Source organism: Nodosilinea sp. FACHB-131 (assembly GCF_014695395.1).
GTDB lineage: Bacteria > Cyanobacteriota > Cyanobacteriia > Phormidesmidales > Phormidesmidaceae > Nodosilinea.
Genome location: NZ_JACJOF010000038.1, coordinates 119,953 through 143,137 on the forward strand (window position 1 = coordinate 119,953; position 23,185 = coordinate 143,137).

Here is a 23,185-nt window from a genome sequence, read left to right on the forward strand (position 1 = left end):
GATCATGTGGCTCTGGCTGTAATCAGTATTATTACGGTTGCATCTGTATCTTCTGCTACTCAGGCGATACCCGTTCGGGTAGAGAGAGGGATGTCGCTGAGACAGCTACAGGGAGAGGTGATACTGCTGCGTTCTAACAGCGCTAGCCCTGCTCAGACGGGCGATCGCCTCGGTCAGGTCGGTGACGGGTTGCGGACGGGGTCGCGATCGACTGCGGTTTTAGACGTGGATACCGATGTGGGCTTTTTGCAGGTTTCAGAGCGTACCGAGCTGCGCATTCGCACCCTGGAAATGGCTGCCGACGGTGGCCGCATTACCCACCTCAGCGTGTCGCGGGGGCAGGTGCGCACTCAGCTGCGTCGCTTTACCAACCCAGGCTCTGAGTTTGAGATCGAAACCCCGGCTGGCATTAGCGGCGTGCGGGGGACGGAGTTTGGGGTTAGCGTGCAAGCCGACGGCAAGACTGGCATTGCCACCCTCTCTGGAGCGGTAGAAACCACCGCTGTTGGGGCGTCGATACCGGTGCCTGGGGGCTACCAAAACCTGATTTTGCCCGGCGAGCCCCCTACCCAGCCAGTGCCTCTGCGGGATGATCCCGGCCTGGAGTACGAGCGCACCGTATCGTTTGAAAACAACACCCGCATGGTCACGCTCACGGGTCGGGTTGATCCGGTCAATACTGTATTTGTCGATGGGGCTCCCCAACTTGTCGATCGCCAGGGTGAATTTCGCCTGACTCGGGTGGCAACGGCCCGATTGCGAGTCGAGGTTGTTGTAATTACTCCCCTTGGCCGCCAGGAAGTCCATGAGATCTATCTTCTCTAGCCGGCTTCGGCGAGGGTTAGAATCGCTGCTGACATTGTCTGCTGCCGGCCTGTTGGTTGTGAGTTTGAGCGAGCTGGGCCTGCTCATGCCTCTGGTGCAGGCCGAGTATGGGCTGCGCTTCCGGCTGCGCGGACAGCGGCCCTGGGCCGACCAGGTGGTGTTGATTGCTATCGACGAGCCCAGCTTGGACGCGTTGGGGGCGTTTCCCTGGCCGCGTCGCCGCTACGCTGAGCTGATGCAGGGTCTGCAAACTGGCCGCCCCCAGGTGGTAGTGTTCGATCTGCTGTTCAGCGACCCCAGCTCCGACGATGCGATGTTTGCCGAGGCGATCGCCGCTCATTCTGCCGTCGTTCTAGCCTCCGCCTGGGATCGCGACGGTCAATTCCTAGGGCCAACCTCGCCATTGGCTAAGGCAGCACTGGCTACTGGCCATATTTCGCAGCGCCGCCAGGGCGGCTACATCCACAGTGTTGAGCCGATGGTGGGCCGCCAGCCCGCCCTAGCCATTGCCACCTCGGAAGTCCTTAGCTTGACCCAGCAGGCCGTCTCCCTACCTCCACTAGATCGCCCCCTCTGGGTTGACTGGCCCGGTTCGATCAGGGGGTTGCCTACCTACTCTTTTGTGGATGTGCTGGAGGGTCGGGTGCCGTTCCAAACGTTTGAGGGCAAGGTGGTGCTGATTGGGGCCACGGCCCTAGGACTCGACGACTGGGTGACCCCCTTTAATGTTGACCCACCTGCTAGTGGCGTATACCTGCATGGGGCTCTGCTCGATAACCTGCTGCTCCAGCGCTGGCTAAGACCGATGGCTGGTAGCTGGGCTGGGGCGATCGCCCTGGCCCTGGCCCTAAGCCTGGGGCTACAGCGGCGGCACGGGGCATTTTGGCAGCAGGGGGCGCTGGTGGGCGGCTTGGTCGCAGGCTGGTGGGGAACGGCCCTGGTGCTAATGGGAGCTAACCTATGGCTGCCGGTGGTCGGTCCGGGACTGCTACTGAGTACTGTGGGCAGTTTAACCCTGGGTCAGCAGTGGTTGCGACAAACCCGCTGGCTGCGACAGATGACGACGGCATTACAGCATCGCCACTCGCCCGAGGTGCTGCTGCCCGAGTCCTCACCTCCAGCCGCTGATCAGACTGGCTCAGGGCCCCAGGGCGATCGCGCCTCGGATTTGACTCAGCTGGTCGAGCTGACTCAGCAGCTGGGGCGATCGCAGGCGATTCAGGCGGCTATTGCCCGCAGCCTGCCCCTCGGACTGGTAGCAGCGGCGGCGGATGGCACCGTGTGGTTTGCCAACCCCTTGGCCACCGAATGGTTGGGTCTGACGGCGGGCGATCGCCTAGCCTCTACCCTGCCGCCCGACTGGTTTGAGGGCGAAGCCTGGGAGCAGCTGTGGGAGCGGGTCTGTCGCGGTCAAGCCGTAACGCACCAGCAGCGCCAGCGGGGCGCTCGCTGGTACGAGCTGCGGCTAGAATCCCTGATTGCTAATACCAATTTCCCCGCCGAATGGCCACAGGGGGCCATTGTGCTATTCGAAGACATCACCTACCGCCAGCAGATGGAAGCCGAACTGCGGCGGCTCAACGACAGCCTGGAAAATCAGGTGCAGGTGCGCACCCGGCAGCTAGAGCAGCTCAATCGATCGCTCCAGGAGCAGATTGCTGAGCGCCAGCTGGCCCAACATCAGCTGGCCTATGAGGCGCTGCACGATCCGCTCACCGGGCTACCCAACCGCCGTCAGTTTTTGAGCCACCTGGGGGAGCAGTTTAGCCTACCCGAGCTAGGGCTGTACGCGGTGCTGTTTCTTGACTGCGATCGCTTCAAACTGATCAACGACTCCTTTGGCCACTGGGTGGGAGATGAGCTGCTCAAGCGGGTAGCCACCATCGTGCAAGAGTGCGTGCGCCCCACCGACGTCGTCGCCCGGTTTGGCGGCGACGAGTTCACCATTCTGCTGACGACCCTCGATCAGATGGGAGATGCGATCGCCGTGGCCCAGCGCATTCGCCAGCGGTTCACCGAAGCCCTGCACATCCAGGAGCACCAGCTATTTACCAACACCAGCATCGGCATTGTCATTGGCGGCCCCGACTACCAGCATCCCGACGAGCTGCTGCGCGATGCCGACACCGCCATGTACCAGGCCAAAATCAACAACCAGGGCTACGCCCTATTTGAGCCGGGCATGCACCTCAACGTGCGCCGCTCGCTCCAGATCGAAACCGCCCTCAGACTGGCCCTAGAGCGGCAAGAATTTCAGCTCCACTACCAGCCAATTGTGAATCTCGATACCCAACAGCTGATGGGGTGTGAAGCCCTGCTGCGCTGGCTGCACCCCGACCGGGGGCTGCTGTTTCCCGACGACTTTATTGCCATTGCCGAAAACACGGGCATGATGGCGGCAATTGGCGCCTGGGTGCTGAGGGAAGCCTGCACCCAAATGCAGCGCTGGCGACGGCGCAGTCTGATCAACGCCGATGCTGTGGTCAGCGTCAATCTGTCAGCGCTTCAGTTTGCGCAGCCCAATTTTTTGGCCCAGGTTGACAGCGTCCTTGCCGATAGCGGCTTGCCTGCGGCGAATCTAAAGCTCGAAATCACCGAAACGGTCGTGATTCAGAACCCTGAGCAGGTGGTGCCGATTATTCAAACCCTGCGCGATCGCGGCATTCGCCTCAGCATTGACGACTTTGGCACCGGCTACTCCTCCCTGGGCTACCTGCAACAGCTGCCCGTAGATATTCTCAAAATCGATCGCAGCTTCATCGCCAACATTCACCACAGCCCGCAGCAGTATGGCATCGTCGAAACCATTATTCACCTCGCGACCCACCTCAACATTCAAGTCATTGCCGAAGGGATTGAGCAGTTCCCCCAGCTGGAGTCGCTCACTAAGTTAGGCTGCGAATTTGGTCAGGGGTTCTTCTTTGCCCGTCCGCTGAGCGTCAGCCAGTTTAGCCAATATTTGCGCAACCGAGGTAACGGGGAAGGCGGTTGGTAAGCTCATACCAAAGAGGGCAGCAAGGCCGGCCTAAGCTCGGATTTGCTGCCCTGGAGGTTGTTCTTGATGGCAGGGCACATCGTGCCTCACCTTCTGCGTCGGGGTAATCCATCATGGTGATCGATGGCGATAGTACCGACTATTCGTAGTAGCGCTTGTCGAGCCAGTGCCGCACATCTTGCTCAGAGTAAAACGAGCGAGTGCGGTTGGTGATGGGGTCGTGGGCGAACCAGACTTGGTGACCATTGCGGGTGCTCTGCCAAACGCGCAGCTCTTGGGTGCCGGTGAAGAAATTGAGCAGGCGATCGCCCAGAGTACTGAGAGCTTGGCCCACACCTAGGGGCTGCTGAGCAGGCTGTACCAGGGTTTCAAGGCGCTGCCGCTGCCGGTTGAGCTCAGAATTAGAGTTACGAGTAGTAGTGTTCATGGTATTTCTCGGCTAATGGAATTGCAGCGGGCAGGGCGGTGGCACGCCCAACCGAAAGCCTCTGTCAGCCCTGGAGGGGCTGAGCACAGATGCAAAGGGTCAGAATGCAAAGGCTGAGGTCAACGGTTAGGGTTCCACTGTTGGAAGTGGGGCCAGTTGCCCCAAGCCCTACCGCTGCTGATGTATCCAATCTATCTGAGGCGTCAGTTTGTAACAAAGCATGACGTGAATAGGTGCTATGCAAAAAATCGATAGGCCAGCTCAAGCCTCTGCCCTTAGCCTTGAAATAGGCGTTTAGGTGCCTGGAGCCGCCATGAACCTCAACAAAATCAAGCTTTCGCAACTGCGGGCACTGGTGACGATCGCCGAGTGCGGCAACTTCAGTGAAGCAGCCCTCAAGCTCGATGTCACCCAGTCCACCATCAGCCACGCCATCGCCACCTTAGAAGATGAGCTAGGCGTTACCCTCCTGAAGCGGGGTCGCCACGGGGCGCGGCTGACAAGCGTAGGCGATCGCATTACCGCCCACGCCCGCAACGTGCTGGGCCTGCTCGACACCATTGGCAGTGAGGCTAACCAGGCGCGGGGTGTACAGGGGGGCAATTTGCGTATTGCCTCTTTTCGCAGTGTGGCGACCCACGTGCTGCCTGGGGCGATCGCCCGTCTGCACCGTCGCTACCCCACCATCGCCATCAGCGTCCACGAAATGGATGAAGTGCACCAGTTGAAGCAGGCGCTGTTCAAAGGCGAAGTTGACCTCTGCGTTGCCGAAACCATCGCCGACGACGATGTGGAAACCCTGCACATCTTTGACGACGACTACGTGGCCCTGCTGCCCCCCGGCTATCGACCCAAAACCGGCCAGCTCACCGTCGATGACATGCGCCAAATGCCCATTATTGGCTCTAGCCACAGCAGCTGTGGCCTACGCATTCGCACCGTGCTAGGTGCCCAAGAGCATCCTTTAGAGATTGCCTACTGCATTCGCCATGACTCGTCGATGGTGGCCATGGTGCAGCAGGGCTTGGGCATTGCCATTCTGCCGCGCCTCGCCGCCGAGCCAGTGCCTCCTGACGTGCAGATTGTCTCTATGCCCTTCCCAATTTCTCGGCCGATTGGGGCCACCATCTTGAAAGACGCCTTGCACACCCCCGCGCTCTACGCCTTTCTAGACGCCCTGCGAGAAGTAGGCGAATTTAGCCGCATCAAAGCCGTCTAGAGTTACGAATCGGCCATTGGGTTATTGCTCTCTGCTGCCCACCGGGTTGACCTCAGGGGTCGACTTCGGCTCATCGACAGGCAGCTCGTTGTTGCGGCGCGCGGCGCGATCGCTTAAATAAGTCAGCCAGGATGGTGCCCAAAGCGAGTGGCTGTCTCGGCCAAAGGCTCGCGCTTCGCCACCTGCAATGGGCCCCGGCAGCAGCCTGCTTCCCCAGGTTAACAAACTAGTCATGAGCCCCGGAAACAGGCCATAGAGTCGGGCCATGAGCAGAATGGGCAGCGGCACCACCACCTCGGCCGCTCCCCGACGCATGCCAGCGATGGCGGTCCGGGCTACCTTTTCTGGGCTGGCGGAGATGATCGGCAGCGACTCGCTAATGCTGAACCACGTGTACTCTTTGCGGCGCTGTCCTTTAAACAGGGCGTGATCGTTAACGCCTGTGTAAATCAAACCGGGACAGACCGTGGTGACGGCAATGCCGGCCTGGGCCAGCTCAATGTGCAATCCGGCTGATAACCCCGTTAGGGCAAACTTGCTGGCGCAGTAGGCCACCATGTGGGGCGACGCCACCTTGCCTCCCACAGACGAAATATTGACGATACGACCAGCTCTGCGATCGCGCATCCCCGGCAGCACCGCCTGAGTGGCGTAGAGCGGTGCCCAAAAATGGAGCTGCATCAGGTCGTCGTAGTCCTGCATGGTCAGGTTCTCTAACGGCCCTACGATGTCAGTACCAGCGTTGTTGATCAAAATGTCGATCGCCCCAAACTGCTCGCTGACCTGCTGCACCATCTGCTCGACCTGAGTCTGGTGGGTGACGTCACAGATCAGCGCCAAAATCTCCCCGCCCTGTTGCACCAGTTCGGTTTTTGCCCGCTCTAGTTCGGCCTCATCCCGCGCACAGATTGCCAGTCGAGCCCCGGCCGCTACCAGTTGCCGGGCCATCACCAGTCCCAGCCCCCGCGAGCCTCCGGTGATCAAAATGGTCTTGCCCCGCAGGTCATACTGCTGTTCGCGCCACCGGCGACCTAGCCAGAAGACGCCCGTTAGTAGGGCTGCGATCACAACTAAACCCAGTGGCCCCAAGTGGTTGATCGACATGTTTCCCCCTCCAGTGTGGCTTTCACTTTAGGCGGTGCTGCCTGATGCTAGTCTCTTTCGTAGGGCGAAATTGCCTCAGCCAATGGGCCAGTTTTTCCCATCGTCAGCCCGTCACTACATCGGGTAAGTCCGAGTTGGAACAACCTAAAAATGCCAGAATGCGAACCTATTGAGCATTCTTTCCGTTCTTTTGCTACAGATTCCCCTAGGCGGCTGAGTGTTCAATGGCGACCAAGCCTGAAGCAACGGCTCAAAAGCCGCATTTGAGATGCTGCGTTAGTCGTCTGAAACCCGTTTAATATGACTAGTCTTCTCGCAAAACATCCATGCGCCACCTCTACTTTCTGGTTCCCGGCACCGGCAAGCGCTTCCACTGTGGTGGTCTGTTCGCCGAGCTCAAGACCCTTAAGCTAGCCCAGCAGGTCTGCTCCGCTGAGGTGGTCACCTACGACCAGCGCGAGGTCGACACGCTGTTTTTAGACGATCTGCTCCAGCGGCCTGGCCTCGACAACAGTATTTTTGTGATTAGCTGGGGGTTCCACATTCCTCGGCTAGTCAAGCGGCTGCGGGGCTATCCGGTGGTTTACCACGCCCACAGCAGCGGCTACGGGTTCACCTTGCTAGGGGATATTCCTATCATCACCGTCAGCCGCAACTCCATGGGCTACTGGGGGCAAAAGCGACCTAACGGCTTGGTTTTCTATCTGCCCAACCACATTTCGCCTGAGTTTACCAACCAGCAGCAGCCCAGGGATATCGACGTGCTGGTGCAGGTGCGCAAGTCGTCGGATTATTTGCTGAATCAGCTGGTCCCAGCGTTAGAGTCTCGCTGCAACGTGGTGACACTGACTGGGTTTGTTGACGATCTCTCGATTCTGTTTAACCGCAGCAAACTCTTTCTCTACGACTCGGCAGAATACTGGGCGCTGAGTCGGGTGAGCGAGGGATTTGGCCTGCCCCCTATGGAGGCGATGGCCTGTGGTTGTCAGGTGTTTACCAGCGTCAACGGGGCGCTGGCCGATTATCTAGATCCAGGGTTTAACTGCTACAAGATTGGGGTGTACTCGACGGGGTACGACTGCGATCGCATCCTCACCGCCCTGCAAAGGCCCAATCCCCTAGCCATGTCCCCGGCGGACTTAGAGCCCTACCGCGCTCCGGCTCTGCTGCCCCGGCTAGAAGTCATTCTGGCCGAAATTAATCACTTCTTTGACTATCGAGCCAAGCACCCTGGAGACGTTCCCAACCTCACAAAACCCCGCCTGGCCCGCCTTTGGCTGCAACGCACCACCGCCAAAGTTCGCAAAAAGCTCAAAGGCCGTTGATCCCCAGCTTTGGTCGGGTAGGTTGGCAAAGGCACAGTCCCGCGAGACAATACAATATAAGAACTGTAATATTTTGAACCCTAGGCTGTGAACAACGCACCCGTACGCACGGTATCTGACGCCAAGCGCGACTTTTACACCCACCACACTCGCCCCATCAACTCCATCTACCGGCGCGTGGTAGACGAGCTGATGGTAGAAATGCACCTGCTCTCTGTCAATGTTGACTTTGCCTACGACCCCATCTACGCCCTAGGCATCGTCACTACCTTCGATCGCTTCATGGTCGGCTACGAGCCCGAAAGCGATAAAGTTACCATTTTCAATGGCTTGTGCCGCTCGATCCACAGCACCCCCGAGCACTATCGCGGCGATGCTGAGGCCGTAAGGTCCTCCGTCAACGGCATGTCCCTAGATGACTTGAAGGGGCAGTTTGAGCACCTCGGCGACGGCGGCGATGGCCTGCGCGGCACCCTGGCATCGATCGCCAACCGAGAAAAATTCAAGTACAGCCGCCCCTTTGGTATCGGCCTCTACACCCTGGTAGAAGCTGTCACTCCCGCCGAAGACCTCAAAGATAAAGCAGCCGTCGAGACCCTGTTTAAAGACCTGGCGAGCAAGCTCAATATCTCTAACGACAAGCTGCTAAAAGACGTCGAACTCTACCGCAGCAACATGGAGAAATTTGCCCAGGCCCAGGAAGTCATGAAAGACATGCTGGCCGCCGATCGCAAAAAGCGTGAAGAGCGCAAAAAGGCTGCTGAAGCCGAAGCGGAAAGCATTGTCGAACCCGTGGCTACTGTCCCTGACGCAGGCGAAACTGGATCGGCGGAGTAGGCTACTGTGCTGGAAAACTTAGCCTAGAGCCCTGAGCCTAGACTTCTCTTGGTAGAGTCTGGGCTCTTTTTTTGTTGGGGTTAAACAGGTCGTTGGCGATCGCAGTGCCTAGCAAAATCAAGCTGCCTCCCACCGCCATCGATGGGGTGACGGGCTCTGCCAACAGCACAGCACCCCAAAGCACGGCAAACACGGGAATTAGATAGCCCACCGTCAGCGCTTTAGTTGGGCCGACGTTCTGAATTAGCCGAAAGTAGAGTAGGTAGGCACAGGCTGTGGAGAGCAGCGCCAGAGCCACCACCACAGCGACTACGGTTGGCGTCGGTATTTGGTGCGGCACGGTAAAGGGCAGGGCCGGTAGCAAAGCTAGGGCAGCCCCCCATAGACTGCCTGCGGTGATGGTCCAGGGCGAGACCCCGGTCAACTTTTGCCGAATGTAGGGAGCTGCGATCGCATACATAAAAGCAGCAACTAGCCCCGCCGCTACCGCCCAGCCAAACTCCGGTGTCGCCACAATCGGCTGCCAACCCACCAAAATCACTACCCCAACAAAGCCCAGCCCAAAGCCAATCCACCGGGTGAGGCTAAGGGTTTCTTGAAGCCAGACAGCGGCCACCACCGTACCAAACAACGGCGCTGTGCTGTTCAAAATTGAGGTCAGTCCCGCCGGTAGCGACAGGGAAGCAAAGGCCAGCAGCACAAAGGGGATTGCAGAATTAATGCTGCCTACCACCAGAAGGGCTCGCCAGCATTGGCGCAGTTCTGACCACAGATTTAGGCGCGCGACTACAGGCAGCAGGGCACAACCGGCCAGCACCACGCGAATCTCAATCAGCCACAGTGGACCCAACACCGGCACCGCTACCCGCATAAACAGAAACGAGCCACCCCACAGTGCCGCCAGCAGTAAAAGCTCGGCAATATCGATCTTTTGCATCACGCTTCCTGAGAGAGGGTCTGGGTCTGGCCCGCTTCCCAACCCAGCAGCAGGGTCTTGCGCGCTGCCCCCCAGCGGTAGCCACCCCACTCACCTGAGGCTCGAATTACCCGATGACAGGGGATTAGATACCCCACCGGGTTGCGCCCAATGGCATTGCCCACTGCTCGCGCCGCGGTCGGTCGACCGATCACCTCTGCCAAGCCCTGGTATGTCGTGAGCCCACCCGGTGGAATTTGCAACAGCGCCCGCCATACCTGAATCTGAAAGTTGGTGCCTTTGACCGCCAGCGCCAAGGGGCGATCGGGGTCTGGGGTGAAGATGCGCTCGCACTCTCCCGCCGTCCCTGGTTGATCGGCCATGAGGGTCGCCCCCGGCCACTCTGCTCGCAGCAGATGCTCTGCCATTTCACGGTTGGCAGTATCTAAAAAGTGCAGATTGCAGATGCCTCGCGCGGTCTTGGCCAGTAGACAAGGCCCAAACGGAGTAGCGTGAATGCCATAGCGAATGTCTAAGCCTGCGCCCCCGGCCTTAAACTCGCCCGGTGACATCGCTTCTAAAGTGATAAACAGATCGTGCAAACGGCCTAGGCTCGACAGGCCAACGTTCTCTGTTAGCTCTAAAAGGCTTTTGGTTTCAGCAATTTTTGCCTTGGCATAGTCCACCGTCAAATTCTGCAAAAACCGCTTGGGACTGATGCCCGCCCAACGGGTAAACAAGCGCTGAAAGTGGTACTCGCTGAGGTGCACATGACGGGCTACAGTGGCCAGATCGGGCTGGTCGAACTGGTGTTGGTGCAGAAATGCGATCGCCTCAGCTATCTGTCTGTAGGTCTCGTCGTTATGGGTTGCAGTTTCTACTACAGGAGTCATGGGTTCAGTAGCCAAAGTTGAACTACAGTCCCCAATCTAGCGATCGCACTCAATCTACACCACCCGTTTCTTGCGGCCTCAAACATCACCCTAGCCTCTCGCCGTCGATAGGTGCCTTCAGCAGCAGCCCATTGATCTGGCTAGCTAGGTGCCTTGGTTGCTCATGCAAAAGGTCGGCTCTAGCTCGATTGTAGAGATCTAGTGCTTGATTCCAGCTGATTCAGCGCCGGACTCGGGCAGGGACAGGTTGAAGTACATCTTCTGAATATCTCGATCCAGCAGGAGCTTCTAAAGAGGCCTCTAACCGTGCAGCATCTAGAGAAACTTCGGAAAAACCCAAATTCAAGGGCTGAGGCAAAAAGTCTAGGGGCTTCATGGCCACCAGCGGAGTTGCAAATACGGGTACAGCCAAAGAACACGGCGACCACCGGCTTTCTACCGGCACCCCAAGTTGACTGCATTGCCCTCCTCGCCGACCTTCTGGAGCATAAAAACGGCAGCGGCTACAAGATGACACCCGGCATTGCGCTGACTTCATAGTGGCTTCCTAAAAGCTGCATCTAAACCTCTATATCTTCACTCTTAAAAAAATGGGGATCATCTACCTTAAGGCCCAAACCTCTAGCTCTTACAAGGATGTAGCCTTCGGAATTGCTAAATGCCTTTTATATTGTCTTCATGTTTATGTTGGGCATAGTCACAATCATGTAAATAGATAATTCTTAAAACTTTAACGAACGTAAACTTGCTAGGGATCAGCCCAAACAGGGGTAATATCCCTGTTGCTTAATGGATTAGATAGTGAGCCAACTCATCTACTTTTGAAAACTCTGTAGCCCATAACACAATTGAGGTTGCTTATTTCGCCTGAATACTGTCGTCTCAACCTCCGTCATGCTTTAGACGGGAATTGTGTTAACTATTGATTAACTCGAGGACAATAGATTGAGGGGCAATGGTTGCGGCCCAAATCTTGCATCTCTATAGCTAAACCGCTGGTTGTGGCATAATCCTGCCCTATGGGCGAACCATCTAACCTGCTGCTAAAACTGAGTCGTCGGCTGTTTGCCGAGGAGCGCGATCGCGATGCCTTTGTAGAGGCCCTAGTTAACCCTCAGCCGTTTCCGACTGCCATTGTGTGGATGCAGCCCCGGCCAGATGTGGTGCCCTTTGCGATCGCCCCAGCCCTACCTTGGCAGCCTGCTTGGGTCGATCGCCTCAGCGGTAATCAGCGCCCTGGCCAGCACCCTCTTCACCAGGCTGGAGCCTACTACTGCCTGGATATGGCCTCGGTGTTCTCGGCGGCGGTGTTTAGCGCGATCGCCACCCCAACAGAGTCAGTGCTCGATCTCTGCGCTGCCCCAGGGGGGAAAAGCCTGCTGGCCTGGAAAGCCTTAACGCCAACCCATCTCTGGTGCAACGAAGTCGTCCGCAAGCGGGTCAGAATCTTGATTTCTAACCTCAAACGCTGCGGGCTGACCGACTCGCTGGTGTTTAACCTCGATCCTCAAGTCTTTGCTGAACAACTTCCCCATGCTGCCTCAGTAGTAGTAGTCGATGCTCCATGCAGCGGCCAGTCGCTGTTGGCCAAAGGCGATCAGGCCCTAGGCTGTTTTCACCCCGTCAACATCAAAAAAAACGCCAGCCGCCAAAAGCGAATTCTGGCCAGTGCAGCGCAAACGGTAGCTGGCGGCGGCTACCTAGCCTACATGACCTGCACCTTCTCCCCCGACGAAAACGAACAGGTCGTAGAGTGGCTAATTAAGAAGTTTCCTCAGTTCGAGGCGGTAGAGGTCCCCGTTTTGGCCGACCACGCCTCCTCCCTGGCCGCCTTTCCCTGCTATCGCCTTTGGCCCCAGTCGGGGCTAGGGGCTGGCGGCTTCACTGCCTTGCTGCACAACAAAGCGGCTTTAACAGAGCCCATCAATTTGGACTTTCTGACCGCTAATGGGATGCAAATCTACAGCGCAGAGCGATCGCCTTAACCGTGCTGGTGCCCTGCTACCAGCGCTTTGGGCCAAGGCTCAACCGCCGCTATGCTGAAGATGTACCTATGCACTGATCGTTGGCGACTATGGCGAGTCCTTCCACCCGTCCCGAACCCTCCACCCTAGATGCCATTATTCGCCTGCTGCGCTGGGATAAGCCTACTGGGCGACTGATTCTGATGATTCCAGCTCTGTGGTCAGTGGTGCTGGCTGCTGAGGGTAGTCCTCCCTTGCCTTTGGTTGGCGTCATCATTCTGGGCACCCTGGCCACCAGCGCCGCTGGCTGCGTCGTCAACGACCTGTGGGACCGCAATATTGACCCCCACGTGGCTCGCACGCGCACCCGCCCCCTGGCCGCCCGCGATTTGTCTGTGCAGGTGGGTATTGGGGTGCTGTTTGTGTCCCTCCTCTGCGCCTACGGCCTCTCGCTCTACCTCAATGCCCTGAGCTTTTGGCTATGTGTGCTGGCTGTGCCGTTTATCTTGTTCTATCCCCTGGCAAAGCGAGTGTTTCCGGTGCCACAGCTAGTGCTGTCCTTCGCCTGGGGGTTTGCGGTACTGATCCCCTGGGCGGCAGTCACTAACAACCTAGACTTACCCGTCTGGATTCTCTGGCTAGCCGTGGTGCTGTGGACTCTAGGCTTCGATACCGTCTATGCCATCCCCGATCGCGACGACGATCGCCGCTTGGGTGTTAACTCCGCTGCCCTTTTCTTCGGCGACTATACCCCCCAATTCATTGGCTTCTGCTTCTTTGGCGCATGGCTGCTCTTGATTTGGCTGGGCTTGCTGCTGTTCCTCGCGTTCCCGTACTGGCTGGGGCTGGCCGCTGCGCTAATTGTGTGGTCGCGTCAGTCATACCTGCTCAGCCGCTACAAGCCACCTCTCACCCTCTACGGGCAAATCTTTCGGCAAAATGTCCAACTCGGCTTCGTGCTACTCATCGGCATGCTCCTAGGCACTCTGCTGTAGCCAATCCCCACCCCTCACCCTCCTACCCCTTACCCTCTCACCCCTCACCCCCTTCACCTACCCGGTCAGGGCTACAATAGTTACTCTAAGAATGCAATTCCCCGTTGGAGCGGTTTATGACCACTGCGGCCCCCGCCAAAACTCAGCCCGCTAAAACTCAGTACGAAGCCATCATTGGTCTCGAAACCCACTGCCAGTTGTGCACCGAAACCAAAATCTTCTCTCCAGCCTCTACAGCCTTTGGGGCCGACCCTAACACCTACATCGACCCCATTGTGGTGGGCATGCCGGGGGTGCTGCCGGTGCTCAATCAGCGCGTGCTGGAGTATGCCGTCAAGGCAGGGTTAGCCCTAAATTGCCAGATCGCGCCCTACTCTAAGTTCGATCGCAAGCAGTATTTCTATCCCGACCTGCCTAAGAACTACCAAATTTCTCAGTACGACCTGCCCATTGCTGAGCACGGCTGGCTTGAGATCGAGCTGATCGACAAAAAGACTAAGGAAGTCACCCGCAAGCGGATCGGCATTACCCGCCTGCACATGGAAGAAGATGCGGGCAAGCTGGTGCACGCAGGCAGCGATCGCCTGGCTGGCTCCACCTACTCTCTGGTTGACTACAACCGAGCCGGCGTCCCCCTGATCGAAATTGTCTCCGAACCCGATATCCGCACCGGCCAAGAAGCTGCTGAATACGCCCAAGAGCTGCGCCGCATCGTGCGCTACCTAGGCATTAGCGACGGCAACATGCAGGAGGGCTCTTTGCGCTGCGACGTCAATATCTCCGTGCGCCCAGTGGGCCAAGAGGAGTTTGGCACCAAGGTGGAGATCAAAAACATGAACTCCTTTAGCGCCATTCAGAAGGCGATCGAGTACGAAATCGACCGGCAGATTAAAGCTAACCAGACCGGCGAGAAAATTATTCAAGAAACTCGCCTGTGGGACGAAAGCAGCCAGCGCACCCAGAGCATGCGCTCCAAGGAAGGCTCCAGCGACTACCGTTACTTTCCTGAACCCGACCTGCCGCCCATTGTGGTGTCGGCAGAGCAAAAGGAGAGCTGGCTGGCCGAACTACCCGAGCTACCCGCCCAAAAGCGCACTCGCTACGAGGATGAGTTTGGCCTCTCTCCTTACGATGCTCGGGTGCTGAGCGACGAGCGCACCATCACGGAATATTTTGAAGCGGCCATGGCGGCCGGTGCCGACCCCAAACTCACCGCCAACTGGATCACCCAGGATATTGCCGCCTATCTCAATACGGAGAGAGTGTCGATTGATGCGCTGCCCCTCACCCCTGTTGCCTTAGCCGAGCTCGTGCAGCTGATTGCGGCGGGCACCATCAGCAACAAAATCGGCAAAGATCTGCTGCCCGAGCTGCTGACCCAAGGTGGCTCCCCCAAAGCGATGGTAGAAGCGCGCGGGCTAAGCCAGATCTCTGACCCAGCGCAGATCGAAGCCATGATTGACGAGGTGCTGGCGGCCCATCCCGAAGAGCTAGAGGCCTACCGTGGCGGCAAGAAGAAGCTCCAGGGCTTCTTTGTGGGTCAGCTGATGAAGCAGAGCGGTGGCAGAGTAGATCCAAAGCTGAGCAATCAGCTGCTCAGTCAGAAGCTCAATCAATGATCTTTTTCAAGAACATTGAAAAAATTCAATAAGGGGTCTTACCCCCCATGCAATTTTTGGGTTACCATGATATGTAGATGCACCCTGATGGTAGGGAGAGCCGTTTGAGCTCTCCTTTTTTTTGTCTATTTTTTGTGTGGCTGCTGCCACGGCTATTTAGACGTTTGAGCCAAAAATCTTCGGTGGCCATTTAGTCCTTCGGCTCAGCTTGGCAATCACTCAACCGTTCCTGCCCAAGCGCACCAACGTTGTACTGCAACTGTCTAACGAGTGCCTACACCATTGAGCGTCCACAGAAACTCAGGGCTTTGCCCTAACTAACCGCCCTAGACCTGCAACCTGCACTTATCTAGCTAAATTAGCCTGTAGCTGCGGTTCTAGAGGAAGGCTTGGATTCATTTGAAGGGTGTCGAGGATATCTGCCGAGGTAGCGTTGCGATCGCCGTTACCCCAAACCAATTGTCGGCTGCCAGCAGCAAGGGTAACGGTCTGGGCTCCAGCAGCGGTGAGCCAAATTGTTGTTGCTTGAGGCAGAGAAATAGCGCGATTCTGACCTAAATCCTCGTCCCACGTCGGTTCTCGTGTCTGAACTGCCGCAGGCTTAATGCTTCGCAAGTCGTGGCCGAGGTCAGGGTTGACCTCCGCTAGAGCGTGCATCACCCGGGCTGAGTCTCGCAGGGTGTCTGCCTGGGGAACCCACAGAGCTGCGGCAAACCCCTGCTTTAGAGCGTAGGTGTAGAGCGACGCCGCCGCTACTACTGCCTGCTCAAAGCTCTCCTCATTCCAGCGCGCTGTTGTGTTGAGGGCAATCAAAATTTCTCGACTGGTAGTTGTGCTTTCTAGCTCGCGCACCCGCAGTTCGCCGTAGCGGGCGCTGGTGCGCCAGTGAATCAGTCGGGTCGGGTCACCCCAGCGGTAGGGGCGCAGCGATCGCGTTACTCCCTGGGTATCAGCCTTAGCTAGCGGGCTATAGCGCCAGTGCTGACCCTGGCGCTGGCCAATGGTGTCCAGTAGGGGGCAACGTTTCAGAGGTAACACCTGGGGATAGACCACAGCTGTGGCAGGAGCGGGCATTGTGCGCCGACACCAGAACAAACCCAGGGGGGCCGCTGTGCGCAGATCGATCGTTGGCCAGCGATAGACGCCCCGCCGTGTGGTTGGCACTGGATAACGCCAGGTGTGGCTTTGCCCTGGGGGCAGCGCACCCACTGCATGTACTGCTACAGCCCCCAGCCGCGAGGGCACAGGGTCGATGATTTGAAACAGCCCTTTGCTCTGGCGCTGGGGATTGCGGACCCGCAGCTCAATATCCAGCGGTGCCCCAGCGGTGACAGGGGCAATAGGCGATCGCGTCATCACCAAACCTTGCAGGTTCCGGGGCGGTAGCACCGCCGCAATCAGCAGTAGCGCCAGCATCACGCCGCTAATTACATACAGCCAGCCCGCCAGGGTATTGGTGGCCGCCGCAAAAAAGAACAGCGCCAGCCCCAGCAATATCCAACCCACGTAGGCTGGGTTAACCCAGCGATGCTCTAGCCACTGCGTAAACCGTTTCAAACCTGTTTCCCCTACCTAGCGTGCCGCTGGCAATATGCTTCAGCGTTCCCAGCCACTGCAGCAACTCAGCGTTTCTACAAACCAAAAGCGTCTACATCCTAGCGCTCTGCCAGAGAAGGCAGGCGAGATGTAGACGCTTTTAGCAGGCTAAGCGAAAACCTAACCCAGCTGAGGTATCCGTCCAGCTCTCTCAGCTTTTGAGCAGCTCCACGCGAGCTGCTGCAACACCGACTTAGCGCTTGGCCAGCTTCTTAGACAGCTTGCGCAGCCGGATAGACTCAGGCGTGATTTCCACTAGCTCGTCTGGGCCAATGTACTCTAGGGCACGCTCCAGGCTCATATCCACAGGAGTTTGCAACTGCACCAATTCGTCGCCGCCAGCGGCGCGGTGGTTGGTGAGCTGCTTGCTCTTACAGATGTTGAGGTCGAGATCCTGGTTGCGGTTGTGTTCGCCGACAATCATGCCTTTGTAGACCTTGGTACCCGGGGTAATGAAAAATATCCCTCGGTCCTCAGCATTCTTGAGCGCATAGAAGGTAGCTACCCCTTCCTCGAAAGCAATCAACACACCATTGCGGCGCGCCTCAATCTCACCACAGAGGGGACGATAGTCTGAGAAGCTGTGGTTCATAATGCCCGCACCGCGAGTCAGACGCATAAACTCACCGCGGAAGCCAATTAGGCCCCGCGCTGGGATGACAAACTCCAGTGTGGCACGGCCATCGCCCATTACCCGCATATCTTGCAGCTCACCCCGGCGCTGGCCAATCCGCTCCATGCAGCCACCCACACCCTCTTCGGGCACGTCGAGCACCAGCAGTTCGTAAGGCTCACAGGGCTGGCCATTGACTTCGCGGTAAATCACCTGGGGCTGGGTCACCTGAAACTCATACCCCTCGCGGCGCATGGTTTCAATCAAGATGCCCAGGTGCAGCTCACCCCGGCCCGACACTGAGAAGCGATCGGGGGAGTCGGTCGGCTCAACCCGCAGCGCCACGTTGGTCTCAAGCTCACGCATGAGGCGATCGCGCAACTGCCGTGAGGTGACAAAGGTGCCCTCCTGCCCCGCAAAGGGTGAATCGTTGACCACAAAGGTCATCTGTAGGGTTGGCTCGTCAACCTTGATTAGCGGCAGCGCCTGGGGATTGGTAGGGCAGGTGATGGTCTCACCAATGTTGGCATCGGCAAAGCCTGCCACCGCCACAATGTGGCCCGCTGAGGCAGTTTCAATCTCAATGCGCCGCAGGCCATCAAACCCCAGCAGCTTAGAAATTTTAGACTTCACCATGCTGCCGTCTTCCTTCACCAGGGCAGCCTGCTGACCCGCGTTGATCACCCCATTGTGAATTTTGCCAATTACAATGCGGCCCAGGTACTCAGAGTAGTCAAGGGTAGTCACCTGAATTTGCAGGGGCTTTTCAGGATCGCCAATCGGAGGCGGCACATGGTCGAGAATGGCCTCGAACATCGGCTTCATGTCGATGCCTTCGTCTTCGATCTTGGTCTTGGCGTAGCCCGATATCCCCGAGGCAAATAGGTAAGGGAACTCACACTGATCGTCGTCGGCCCCTAGCTCAATAAACAAATCCAGCACCTTATCAACCGAACCGTGGGGATCGGCTTGGGGGCGGTCAATCTTGTTGACCACAACAATGGGGCGCAGTCCTTTTTCCAGTGCTTTCTTGAGCACAAACCGAGTCTGGGGCATGGGGCCTTCGTTGGCATCCACAATCAGAATGCAGCCGTCAACCATGCCCAGCACTCGCTCCACCTCGCCACCAAAGTCGGCGTGGCCAGGGGTGTCGATGATATTGATCAGCGTCTCACCGTAGTGAACGGCGGTATTCTTAGACAGAATGGTGATGCCCCGCTCGCGCTCTAGGTCGTTGGAGTCCATCACGCAGTCAGGTACGGCTTCCCCTTCGCGAAAAATGCCGGACTGCCTTAGCAGGGCATCTACCAGAGTGGTTTTGCCGTGGTCAACGTGGGCAATAATTGCAACGTTGCGAATGGGAAGCGTCATAACTGTGTAAAACCTTGGCGACAATAAGCGGGCGACGAAACTACCCCAGAGCGCCAAACGTAAGGAAGCTCAAGACAAGTTTCGAATATGAAAAAATACTTAACAATTGTAGCTCATCCAACAGACTCCTGACGACAGCCGTCTGCCTAAATTCAGGTCGCAAAAAAGGGACGCCAACTAGCGTCCCTTTTTCTTATTATCGAAAAGCTCGATGCAGTTTAGCAACTAGGCAGTGAATCCTACATGGTCATGCCAGCTGCCTGGACCTTCTCGACCTGCTTCTTCTTCAGCACCAGCATAATCTGGGTTAGCATAACCGCTGCCAGGAAGGCCACTAGACCTTTGATGCGGTTGGGGCTTTGCAGCACAATCTCAGCATCCATCTGACCAAAGCCGCCCACGTTGGGGTTGGTGGTCAGGGGCTTACCGGCTTCCACGACGTCACCCTCAGCTACAAGTAGCTCAGGACCAGCGGGAATGGTCTCGGTCACAGTGTTGCCCGCGTCTGCTTGAATGGTGACTTGGTAGCCACCGGCAGCTTGGGGTTCAACGTCAGTCACGGTGCCGGTCACGGTGGCGTTGTAGACGGTGTTATTGCTAGCCTGACCCGTGGGGTAGACTTGGCCACGACCGCGGTTGCCGCCAACGTGAATTTGATATTTGCCAAAGGCGACCGACTTGTCTTGACCGGGGTCGGGAGCCAGCACGGGGAAGACAATTTCCTGGTACTGTTCGCCGGGTAGCGGGCCGACTAGGACAATGTTTTCCTGGGTATCGCTGTAGGGCAGGAAGTAGGTATTGCCAACTTCTTCCTTGAGTTCCTCAGAGATGCGATCGGGGGGAGCGATCTTGAAGCCCTCAGGGAGAACTACTACAGCACCAACGTTGAGCCCGCCCCGGCTACCGTCACCCAACACCTGCTGGGTGCTGAGGTCGTAGGGGATTTCAACCTTGAGCTTAAATACAGAGTCGGGCAGAACGGCCTGGGGCACTTCTACCTTGGTGGGCTTGGCCGCTAGGTGGCAGTTGGCGCACACAATCCGGCCGGTGGCCTCGCGGGGAACGGCGTAGTTTTCTTGGGCCCAGAAGGGATACGCCTCGGCGGCCTGAGGAACCGCCAGCCAGCCCGCAAACACCGTCAGAACGGCGGCGCAGGTAATGGCGAGGGGGCGCAGGCCGTTGATTAACGAAGTGAGTCTATTCATGCGTTCAAAAGTTATGTCAACTGGGGTGATGTCAACGGGGTATGGCGCTGCAGTTGGCCAAAGCACGGGCTCAGTCTAGGCCCACCAGGGCGAGTCGCCAGTGCGAAAGTCGGTTTCAGTCCAATTGCTGAGGGTAACTTTGTCGTCGTCAGTGACGTCGGCGTGAGCCAAGGCCAAAGACAGCGGTGCCGGGCCTCGTACGACTTTGCCTGTGGCGTCGTACTGAGAGCCGTGGCACGGACACATGAACTTGTTTTCGCTGGCGTTCCAGGGTACTACACAGCCCAGGTGGGTGCAGATAGAGCTGATGCCGTAGCTCTCTAGGGAACCACTTTCCTGAATCACTAGGTAGGTGGGATCGCCCTTGAGGCCCTGCACCAGGACGCGATCGCCCGGGTTATGGCTCGCGACAAACTGGCTGGCAATCACATCGTTGCCCAGCTCGTTTTTGGCGGTTACCCCACCGCCGCCGCCGCCACTCGAGGGCGGAATGAAGTATTTAATAACGGGATAGAGCATGCCCCCAACGGCGCCAGAGGCAGCCCCCAGCAGCAGCAGGTTCATAAATTGGCGGCGCCCCAAATCAGGGACATCGGAGGTTCCAGAAACTTGAGTCATAATCCAGACTGGTATACCTGTTTCAAATGAATAACAGCTATTAACGGCGGTAGCTGAGCAGGGATCAGCAAGCGGATGCATGACCCGTTACGCTAGCCCGGCAAACCCTTTACGGGGCACCAATGTGGAGCAGTCCCGATGTCGCTGACCACGCCTTTAGCTTTACCAATCGTATTATTGCACCTTGCTGTTCTCAGAAAATCCTTGCCAAAAGTAAAAGCAAGGGAGCGATCGCCCAGTCTTGCTCCCTAAATCGCAGAAAAAACAAGAATAGATGAGAAAAAGGGAGAAAAAGATACTTTGAGGCCTAAAAAATGGCTTCAGAGTCCAAAGGTCTTATATAGTCCTCCTATTCAACCATTTTTAGCCAGTGAAGCCTCGGTGCAAGGGAGGTTGACCGATAGGGCGTATCGTAAAGAAATGTATATACGGCAACGATAGCTAGAGCAGAGGTAGGGGCGTGACAGGGGCAGATTTACAAGCGTTATTGATAGACAAATGGGGCTACTCCTTTGATATTCAGTTTCGGCGCACCCAGGGCAAGATTTTTCTCCAGGTAATGTGGCGATACCTAGAGCAGGCGTCATTTCCCCTCAGCGAGGAGGAGTATCTGGCCCATCTCAGTCAGGTCATGCTCTACCTCCACGAGTGGGGCCAGATTGACTACGTGCAGCAGTGGATTGCCCAAACCCGCGATCGCCCCCGGCTCGGCAAAGCCGTCAGCATTCCTCTCCCCCTAGGGGAACGCGCCTCAGAGTGGCTAACTGACGAGTTTTAGGTCGAGGTTACCCTAGCCTTCGTACAGCTCGATGGGCAGCTGGTCAGGGTCTTGGAAGAAGACAAAGCGCTTGCCGGTCAGCTCATCCAGGCGAATACTCTCTGTTGGTACCTGACAATTCTGGAGATGCTGGATCGCCGCCTCCAGGTCATCTACTACCAGTGCCAAATGTCGTAGTCCCTGAGCTTCGGGCTGTGAGGGACGGGACGGAGGATTGGGAAAGGAGAACAGCTCGATCTGAGTGCCATCCCCCAGGCGCAAATCGAGTTTGTAGGATTGACGCTCGACCCGGTAGGTCTCGCACAACACCTCGAACCCCAGCACCTTGGTATAGAAGTGCTTGGATTGTTCGTAGTCGCTACAGATAATCGCGACGTGGTGAATACCCCGGCAAAATGGCATAGCTGTTTGAAGTTGGGTTATCACCCATGATTAGGGTTCAGTGGTTCCACTGCCATCCCCACAGTAGGAGAAGCCGATGGCGATCGCCCCGCGCCCGTGTCTTAGTCCAATTACCCTTTAAACGCCCTCGACCAGGCTGCTGCGATCGCGGCCACTTTGGCTAAGTTTCAACACTGTGGGCCGTCGCGGCATCACCGCAGCTCAATCTGTGGAAACTTGGCAGCCCATTCGTTAGAGTGGCCTTCTATGTGAATTTTTTAAGGATAATTGCTCAAAAGCTTTTGAAGTTGGAATGCTAGGATTTCCTAGGTGAAATGCTCAGAGGGCCTGATGTGATCCGTTCCGCCACTTTGCCGATGCAAACTCCGTCGCTGTCACACTTCGGAGATAACAACCGCCTCAAACTTTTTTCCGGCTCGGCCAACGTTGACCTGGCACGCGAAGTGGCTCGCTACCTAGGGCTAGACCTCGGCCCTATGGTGCGTAAGCGCTTTGCCGATGGTGAGGTTTACATCCAAATTCAAGAGTCGATTCGCGGCTGTGATGTATACCTGATTCAGCCCACCTGCTATCCGGTGAATGACCACCTGATGGAGCTGCTGATTATGATCGACGCCTGTAGGCGGGCTTCGGCGCGGCAGATCACCGCTGTTATTCCTTACTATGGCTACGCCCGTGCCGATCGCAAAACAGCCGGGCGTGAGTCAATTACCGCCAAACTCGTCGCTAACCTGATGACCAAGGCCGGGGCCAGCCGAGTTTTGGCGATCGATCTACACTCCGCCCAAATTCAGGGCTACTTCGATATTCCCTGCGACCATGTTTACGGCACCCCGGTGCTGATTGACTATATCTCTAGCAAAAAGCTGGAAGACCTGGTGGTGGTCTCCCCTGATGTGGGCGGGGTAGCCCGCGCCCGCGCCTTTGCCAAAAAGCTCAACGACGCCCCTCTAGCTATCATCGACAAGCGCCGCCAGGCCCACAATGTGGCAGAAGTGATGAACGTGGTGGGCGACGTGCGGGGCAAAACTGCCGTGCTAGTCGACGACATGATCGACACCGCTGGCACGATCTGTGAGGGGGCTCGCCTGCTCAAACAGGAGGGGGCTCGCCAGGTTTACGCCTGCGCCACCCATGCGGTGTTTTCTCCCCCAGCGGTGGAGCGCCTATCGGCGGGGCTGTTTGAAGAAGTGATTGTCACCAATACGATCCCGATGACGGCTGCGCGGCAGTTTCCCCAGTTGACGGTGCTGTCGATGGCAAATCTGCTGGGCGAAGCTATCTGGCGCATTCACGAAGAAAGCTCCGTCAGCAGCATGTTTCGCTAGTGGCTAGACTGGGCGATTCCGGAACGGATACTTGTTCCGAGTCGGTTCCCGTTGGTAGGATGCCGTAGGTTTACGCTGCGCGAATCGCAGCCATGGTGCTGCATGAAAAAGGGGATACCTGATGGCATCCCCTTTTTGCGGTTTCTTAGGTGCTG

General features: G+C 57.3%; 19 protein-coding genes. 10 read left to right on the plus strand and 9 right to left on the minus strand.

The genetic code is table 11. From position 1 onward, the window contains the following. The first annotated feature begins 90 nt into the window (after positions 1-90). Entirely contained in the window at positions 91-825 is a 735-nt protein-coding gene (locus H6F75_RS25000) for a FecR family protein (protein WP_190755614.1), read from the plus strand. Then, entirely contained in the window at positions 806-3,820 is a 3,015-nt protein-coding gene (locus tag H6F75_RS25005; RefSeq protein WP_190755615.1) for an EAL domain-containing protein, read from the plus strand. The genes H6F75_RS25000 and H6F75_RS25005 overlap by 20 nt, the downstream gene beginning before the upstream one ends. Positions 3,821-3,959: 139 nt before the next feature. Here the strand turns inward: H6F75_RS25005 and H6F75_RS25010 are convergent, their stop codons facing one another. Then, complete coding sequence (locus H6F75_RS25010) at positions 3,960-4,247, minus strand: hypothetical protein (RefSeq protein ID WP_190755616.1); 288 nt, start codon at positions 4,245-4,247, stop codon at positions 3,960-3,962. A 313-nt stretch (positions 4,248-4,560) separates the two neighbouring features. On the opposite strand from H6F75_RS25010, the gene H6F75_RS25015 reads away from it, so the two are divergent. After that, positions 4,561-5,466, plus strand: coding sequence for a LysR family transcriptional regulator (locus H6F75_RS25015; protein WP_190755617.1), 906 nt, complete (start codon positions 4,561-4,563; stop codon positions 5,464-5,466). 21 nt (positions 5,467-5,487) lie between these two features. Here the strand turns inward: H6F75_RS25015 and H6F75_RS25020 are convergent, their stop codons facing one another. After that, a complete protein-coding gene (locus H6F75_RS25020; RefSeq protein ID WP_190755619.1) occupies positions 5,488-6,570 on the minus strand; it encodes an SDR family NAD(P)-dependent oxidoreductase in 1,083 nt (360 codons plus the stop codon). 326 nt (positions 6,571-6,896) lie between these two features. Here H6F75_RS25020 and H6F75_RS25025 point away from each other — a divergent pair, with 326 nt between their 5' ends. Beyond that, the gene (locus H6F75_RS25025) at positions 6,897-7,895 is read left to right on the plus strand and encodes a glycosyltransferase (protein WP_190755621.1); all 999 of its coding nucleotides are present in this window, start codon (positions 6,897-6,899) and stop codon (positions 7,893-7,895) included. A gap of 87 nt (positions 7,896-7,982) precedes the next feature. After that, entirely contained in the window at positions 7,983-8,732 is a 750-nt protein-coding gene (gene psb29 / locus H6F75_RS25030; RefSeq protein ID WP_190755624.1) for a photosystem II biogenesis protein Psp29, read from the plus strand. A 37-nt stretch (positions 8,733-8,769) separates the two neighbouring features. Here the strand turns inward: psb29 and H6F75_RS25035 are convergent, their stop codons facing one another. Next, the gene (locus H6F75_RS25035; protein ID WP_190755626.1) at positions 8,770-9,669 is read right to left on the minus strand and encodes a DMT family transporter; all 900 of its coding nucleotides are present in this window, start codon (positions 9,667-9,669) and stop codon (positions 8,770-8,772) included. After that, entirely contained in the window at positions 9,669-10,541 is an 873-nt protein-coding gene (locus H6F75_RS25040; RefSeq protein WP_190755628.1) for a methylated-DNA--[protein]-cysteine S-methyltransferase, read from the minus strand. Before H6F75_RS25040 ends, H6F75_RS25035 begins: the two co-directional genes overlap by 1 nt. 1,019 nt (positions 10,542-11,560) lie before the next feature. Here H6F75_RS25040 and H6F75_RS25045 point away from each other — a divergent pair. From H6F75_RS25045 to gatB, 3 genes are all read left to right on the plus strand, one after another. Continuing rightward, positions 11,561-12,526, plus strand: coding sequence for an RsmB/NOP family class I SAM-dependent RNA methyltransferase (locus H6F75_RS25045; protein WP_190755630.1), 966 nt, complete (start codon positions 11,561-11,563; stop codon positions 12,524-12,526). Positions 12,527-12,615: 89 nt separating this feature from the next. Continuing rightward, positions 12,616-13,500, plus strand: coding sequence for a 4-hydroxybenzoate solanesyltransferase (locus H6F75_RS25050; RefSeq protein WP_190755633.1), 885 nt, complete (start codon positions 12,616-12,618; stop codon positions 13,498-13,500). A 116-nt stretch (positions 13,501-13,616) separates the two neighbouring features. Next, positions 13,617-15,119 carry an Asp-tRNA(Asn)/Glu-tRNA(Gln) amidotransferase subunit GatB gene (gene gatB, locus H6F75_RS25055; RefSeq protein ID WP_190755634.1) on the plus strand — a complete coding sequence of 501 codons (1,503 nt, stop codon included), beginning with the start codon at positions 13,617-13,619 and terminating at the stop codon, positions 15,117-15,119. Between the two features lie 345 nt (positions 15,120-15,464). On the opposite strand, the gene H6F75_RS25060 is transcribed toward gatB, so the two are convergent. The 4 genes from H6F75_RS25060 to petC all read right to left on the minus strand — a co-directional run bounded on the left by H6F75_RS25060 (position 15,465) and on the right by petC (position 20,522). Beyond that, the gene (locus tag H6F75_RS25060) at positions 15,465-16,676 is read right to left on the minus strand and encodes a DUF58 domain-containing protein (RefSeq protein WP_190755636.1); all 1,212 of its coding nucleotides are present in this window, start codon (positions 16,674-16,676) and stop codon (positions 15,465-15,467) included. Positions 16,677-16,908: 232 nt separating this feature from the next. After that, the gene (gene typA, locus H6F75_RS25065) at positions 16,909-18,699 is read right to left on the minus strand and encodes a translational GTPase TypA (RefSeq protein WP_190515498.1); all 1,791 of its coding nucleotides are present in this window, start codon (positions 18,697-18,699) and stop codon (positions 16,909-16,911) included. A 239-nt stretch (positions 18,700-18,938) separates the two neighbouring features. Further along, a complete protein-coding gene (gene petA / locus H6F75_RS25070; RefSeq protein WP_190755638.1) occupies positions 18,939-19,904 on the minus strand; it encodes a cytochrome f in 966 nt (321 codons plus the stop codon). A 75-nt stretch (positions 19,905-19,979) separates the two neighbouring features. Then, positions 19,980-20,522 (minus strand): cytochrome b6-f complex iron-sulfur subunit, encoded by a 543-nt coding sequence (gene petC / locus H6F75_RS25075; protein WP_190694804.1) that lies wholly within the window; start codon positions 20,520-20,522, stop codon positions 19,980-19,982. A 460-nt stretch (positions 20,523-20,982) separates the two neighbouring features. Here petC and H6F75_RS25080 point away from each other — a divergent pair, with 460 nt between their 5' ends. Beyond that, positions 20,983-21,300, plus strand: coding sequence for a DUF3067 family protein (locus H6F75_RS25080; protein ID WP_190755640.1), 318 nt, complete (start codon positions 20,983-20,985; stop codon positions 21,298-21,300). A gap of 12 nt (positions 21,301-21,312) precedes the next feature. On the opposite strand, the gene H6F75_RS25085 is transcribed toward H6F75_RS25080, so the two are convergent. Continuing rightward, positions 21,313-21,702, minus strand: a complete 390-nt coding sequence (locus H6F75_RS25085; protein ID WP_190755642.1) for a VOC family protein — start codon at positions 21,700-21,702, stop codon at positions 21,313-21,315. Between the two features lie 356 nt (positions 21,703-22,058). Between H6F75_RS25085 and H6F75_RS25090 the strand changes: the two genes are divergently transcribed. Next, the gene (locus tag H6F75_RS25090) at positions 22,059-23,030 is read left to right on the plus strand and encodes a ribose-phosphate pyrophosphokinase (RefSeq protein ID WP_171972968.1); all 972 of its coding nucleotides are present in this window, start codon (positions 22,059-22,061) and stop codon (positions 23,028-23,030) included. The last annotated feature ends 155 nt before the right edge of the window (positions 23,031-23,185 follow it).

Coding starts and splice junctions, on each gene's coding strand:
- H6F75_RS25000 (WP_190755614.1), top strand. CDS start 91: ATGTCGCTGAGACAGCTACAGGGAGAGGTGATACTGCTGCGTTCTAAC.
- H6F75_RS25040 (WP_190755628.1), bottom strand. CDS start 10,541: ATGACTCCTGTAGTAGAAACTGCAACCCATAACGACGAGACCTACAGA.
- petA (WP_190755638.1), bottom strand. CDS start 19,904: ATGAATAGACTCACTTCGTTAATCAACGGCCTGCGCCCCCTCGCCATT.
- H6F75_RS25050 (WP_190755633.1), top strand. CDS start 12,616: ATGGCGAGTCCTTCCACCCGTCCCGAACCCTCCACCCTAGATGCCATT.
- typA (WP_190515498.1), bottom strand. CDS start 18,699: ATGACGCTTCCCATTCGCAACGTTGCAATTATTGCCCACGTTGACCAC.
- H6F75_RS25085 (WP_190755642.1), bottom strand. CDS start 21,702: ATGCCATTTTGCCGGGGTATTCACCACGTCGCGATTATCTGTAGCGAC.
- H6F75_RS25020 (WP_190755619.1), bottom strand. CDS start 6,570: ATGTCGATCAACCACTTGGGGCCACTGGGTTTAGTTGTGATCGCAGCC.
- H6F75_RS25035 (WP_190755626.1), bottom strand. CDS start 9,669: ATGCAAAAGATCGATATTGCCGAGCTTTTACTGCTGGCGGCACTGTGG.
- H6F75_RS25010 (WP_190755616.1), bottom strand. CDS start 4,247: ATGAACACTACTACTCGTAACTCTAATTCTGAGCTCAACCGGCAGCGG.
- H6F75_RS25005 (WP_190755615.1), top strand. CDS start 806: ATGAGATCTATCTTCTCTAGCCGGCTTCGGCGAGGGTTAGAATCGCTG.
- H6F75_RS25045 (WP_190755630.1), top strand. CDS start 11,561: ATGGGCGAACCATCTAACCTGCTGCTAAAACTGAGTCGTCGGCTGTTT.
- H6F75_RS25025 (WP_190755621.1), top strand. CDS start 6,897: ATGCGCCACCTCTACTTTCTGGTTCCCGGCACCGGCAAGCGCTTCCAC.
- petC (WP_190694804.1), bottom strand. CDS start 20,522: ATGACTCAAGTTTCTGGAACCTCCGATGTCCCTGATTTGGGGCGCCGC.
- H6F75_RS25090 (WP_171972968.1), top strand. CDS start 22,059: ATGCAAACTCCGTCGCTGTCACACTTCGGAGATAACAACCGCCTCAAA.
- H6F75_RS25015 (WP_190755617.1), top strand. CDS start 4,561: ATGAACCTCAACAAAATCAAGCTTTCGCAACTGCGGGCACTGGTGACG.
- gatB (WP_190755634.1), top strand. CDS start 13,617: ATGACCACTGCGGCCCCCGCCAAAACTCAGCCCGCTAAAACTCAGTAC.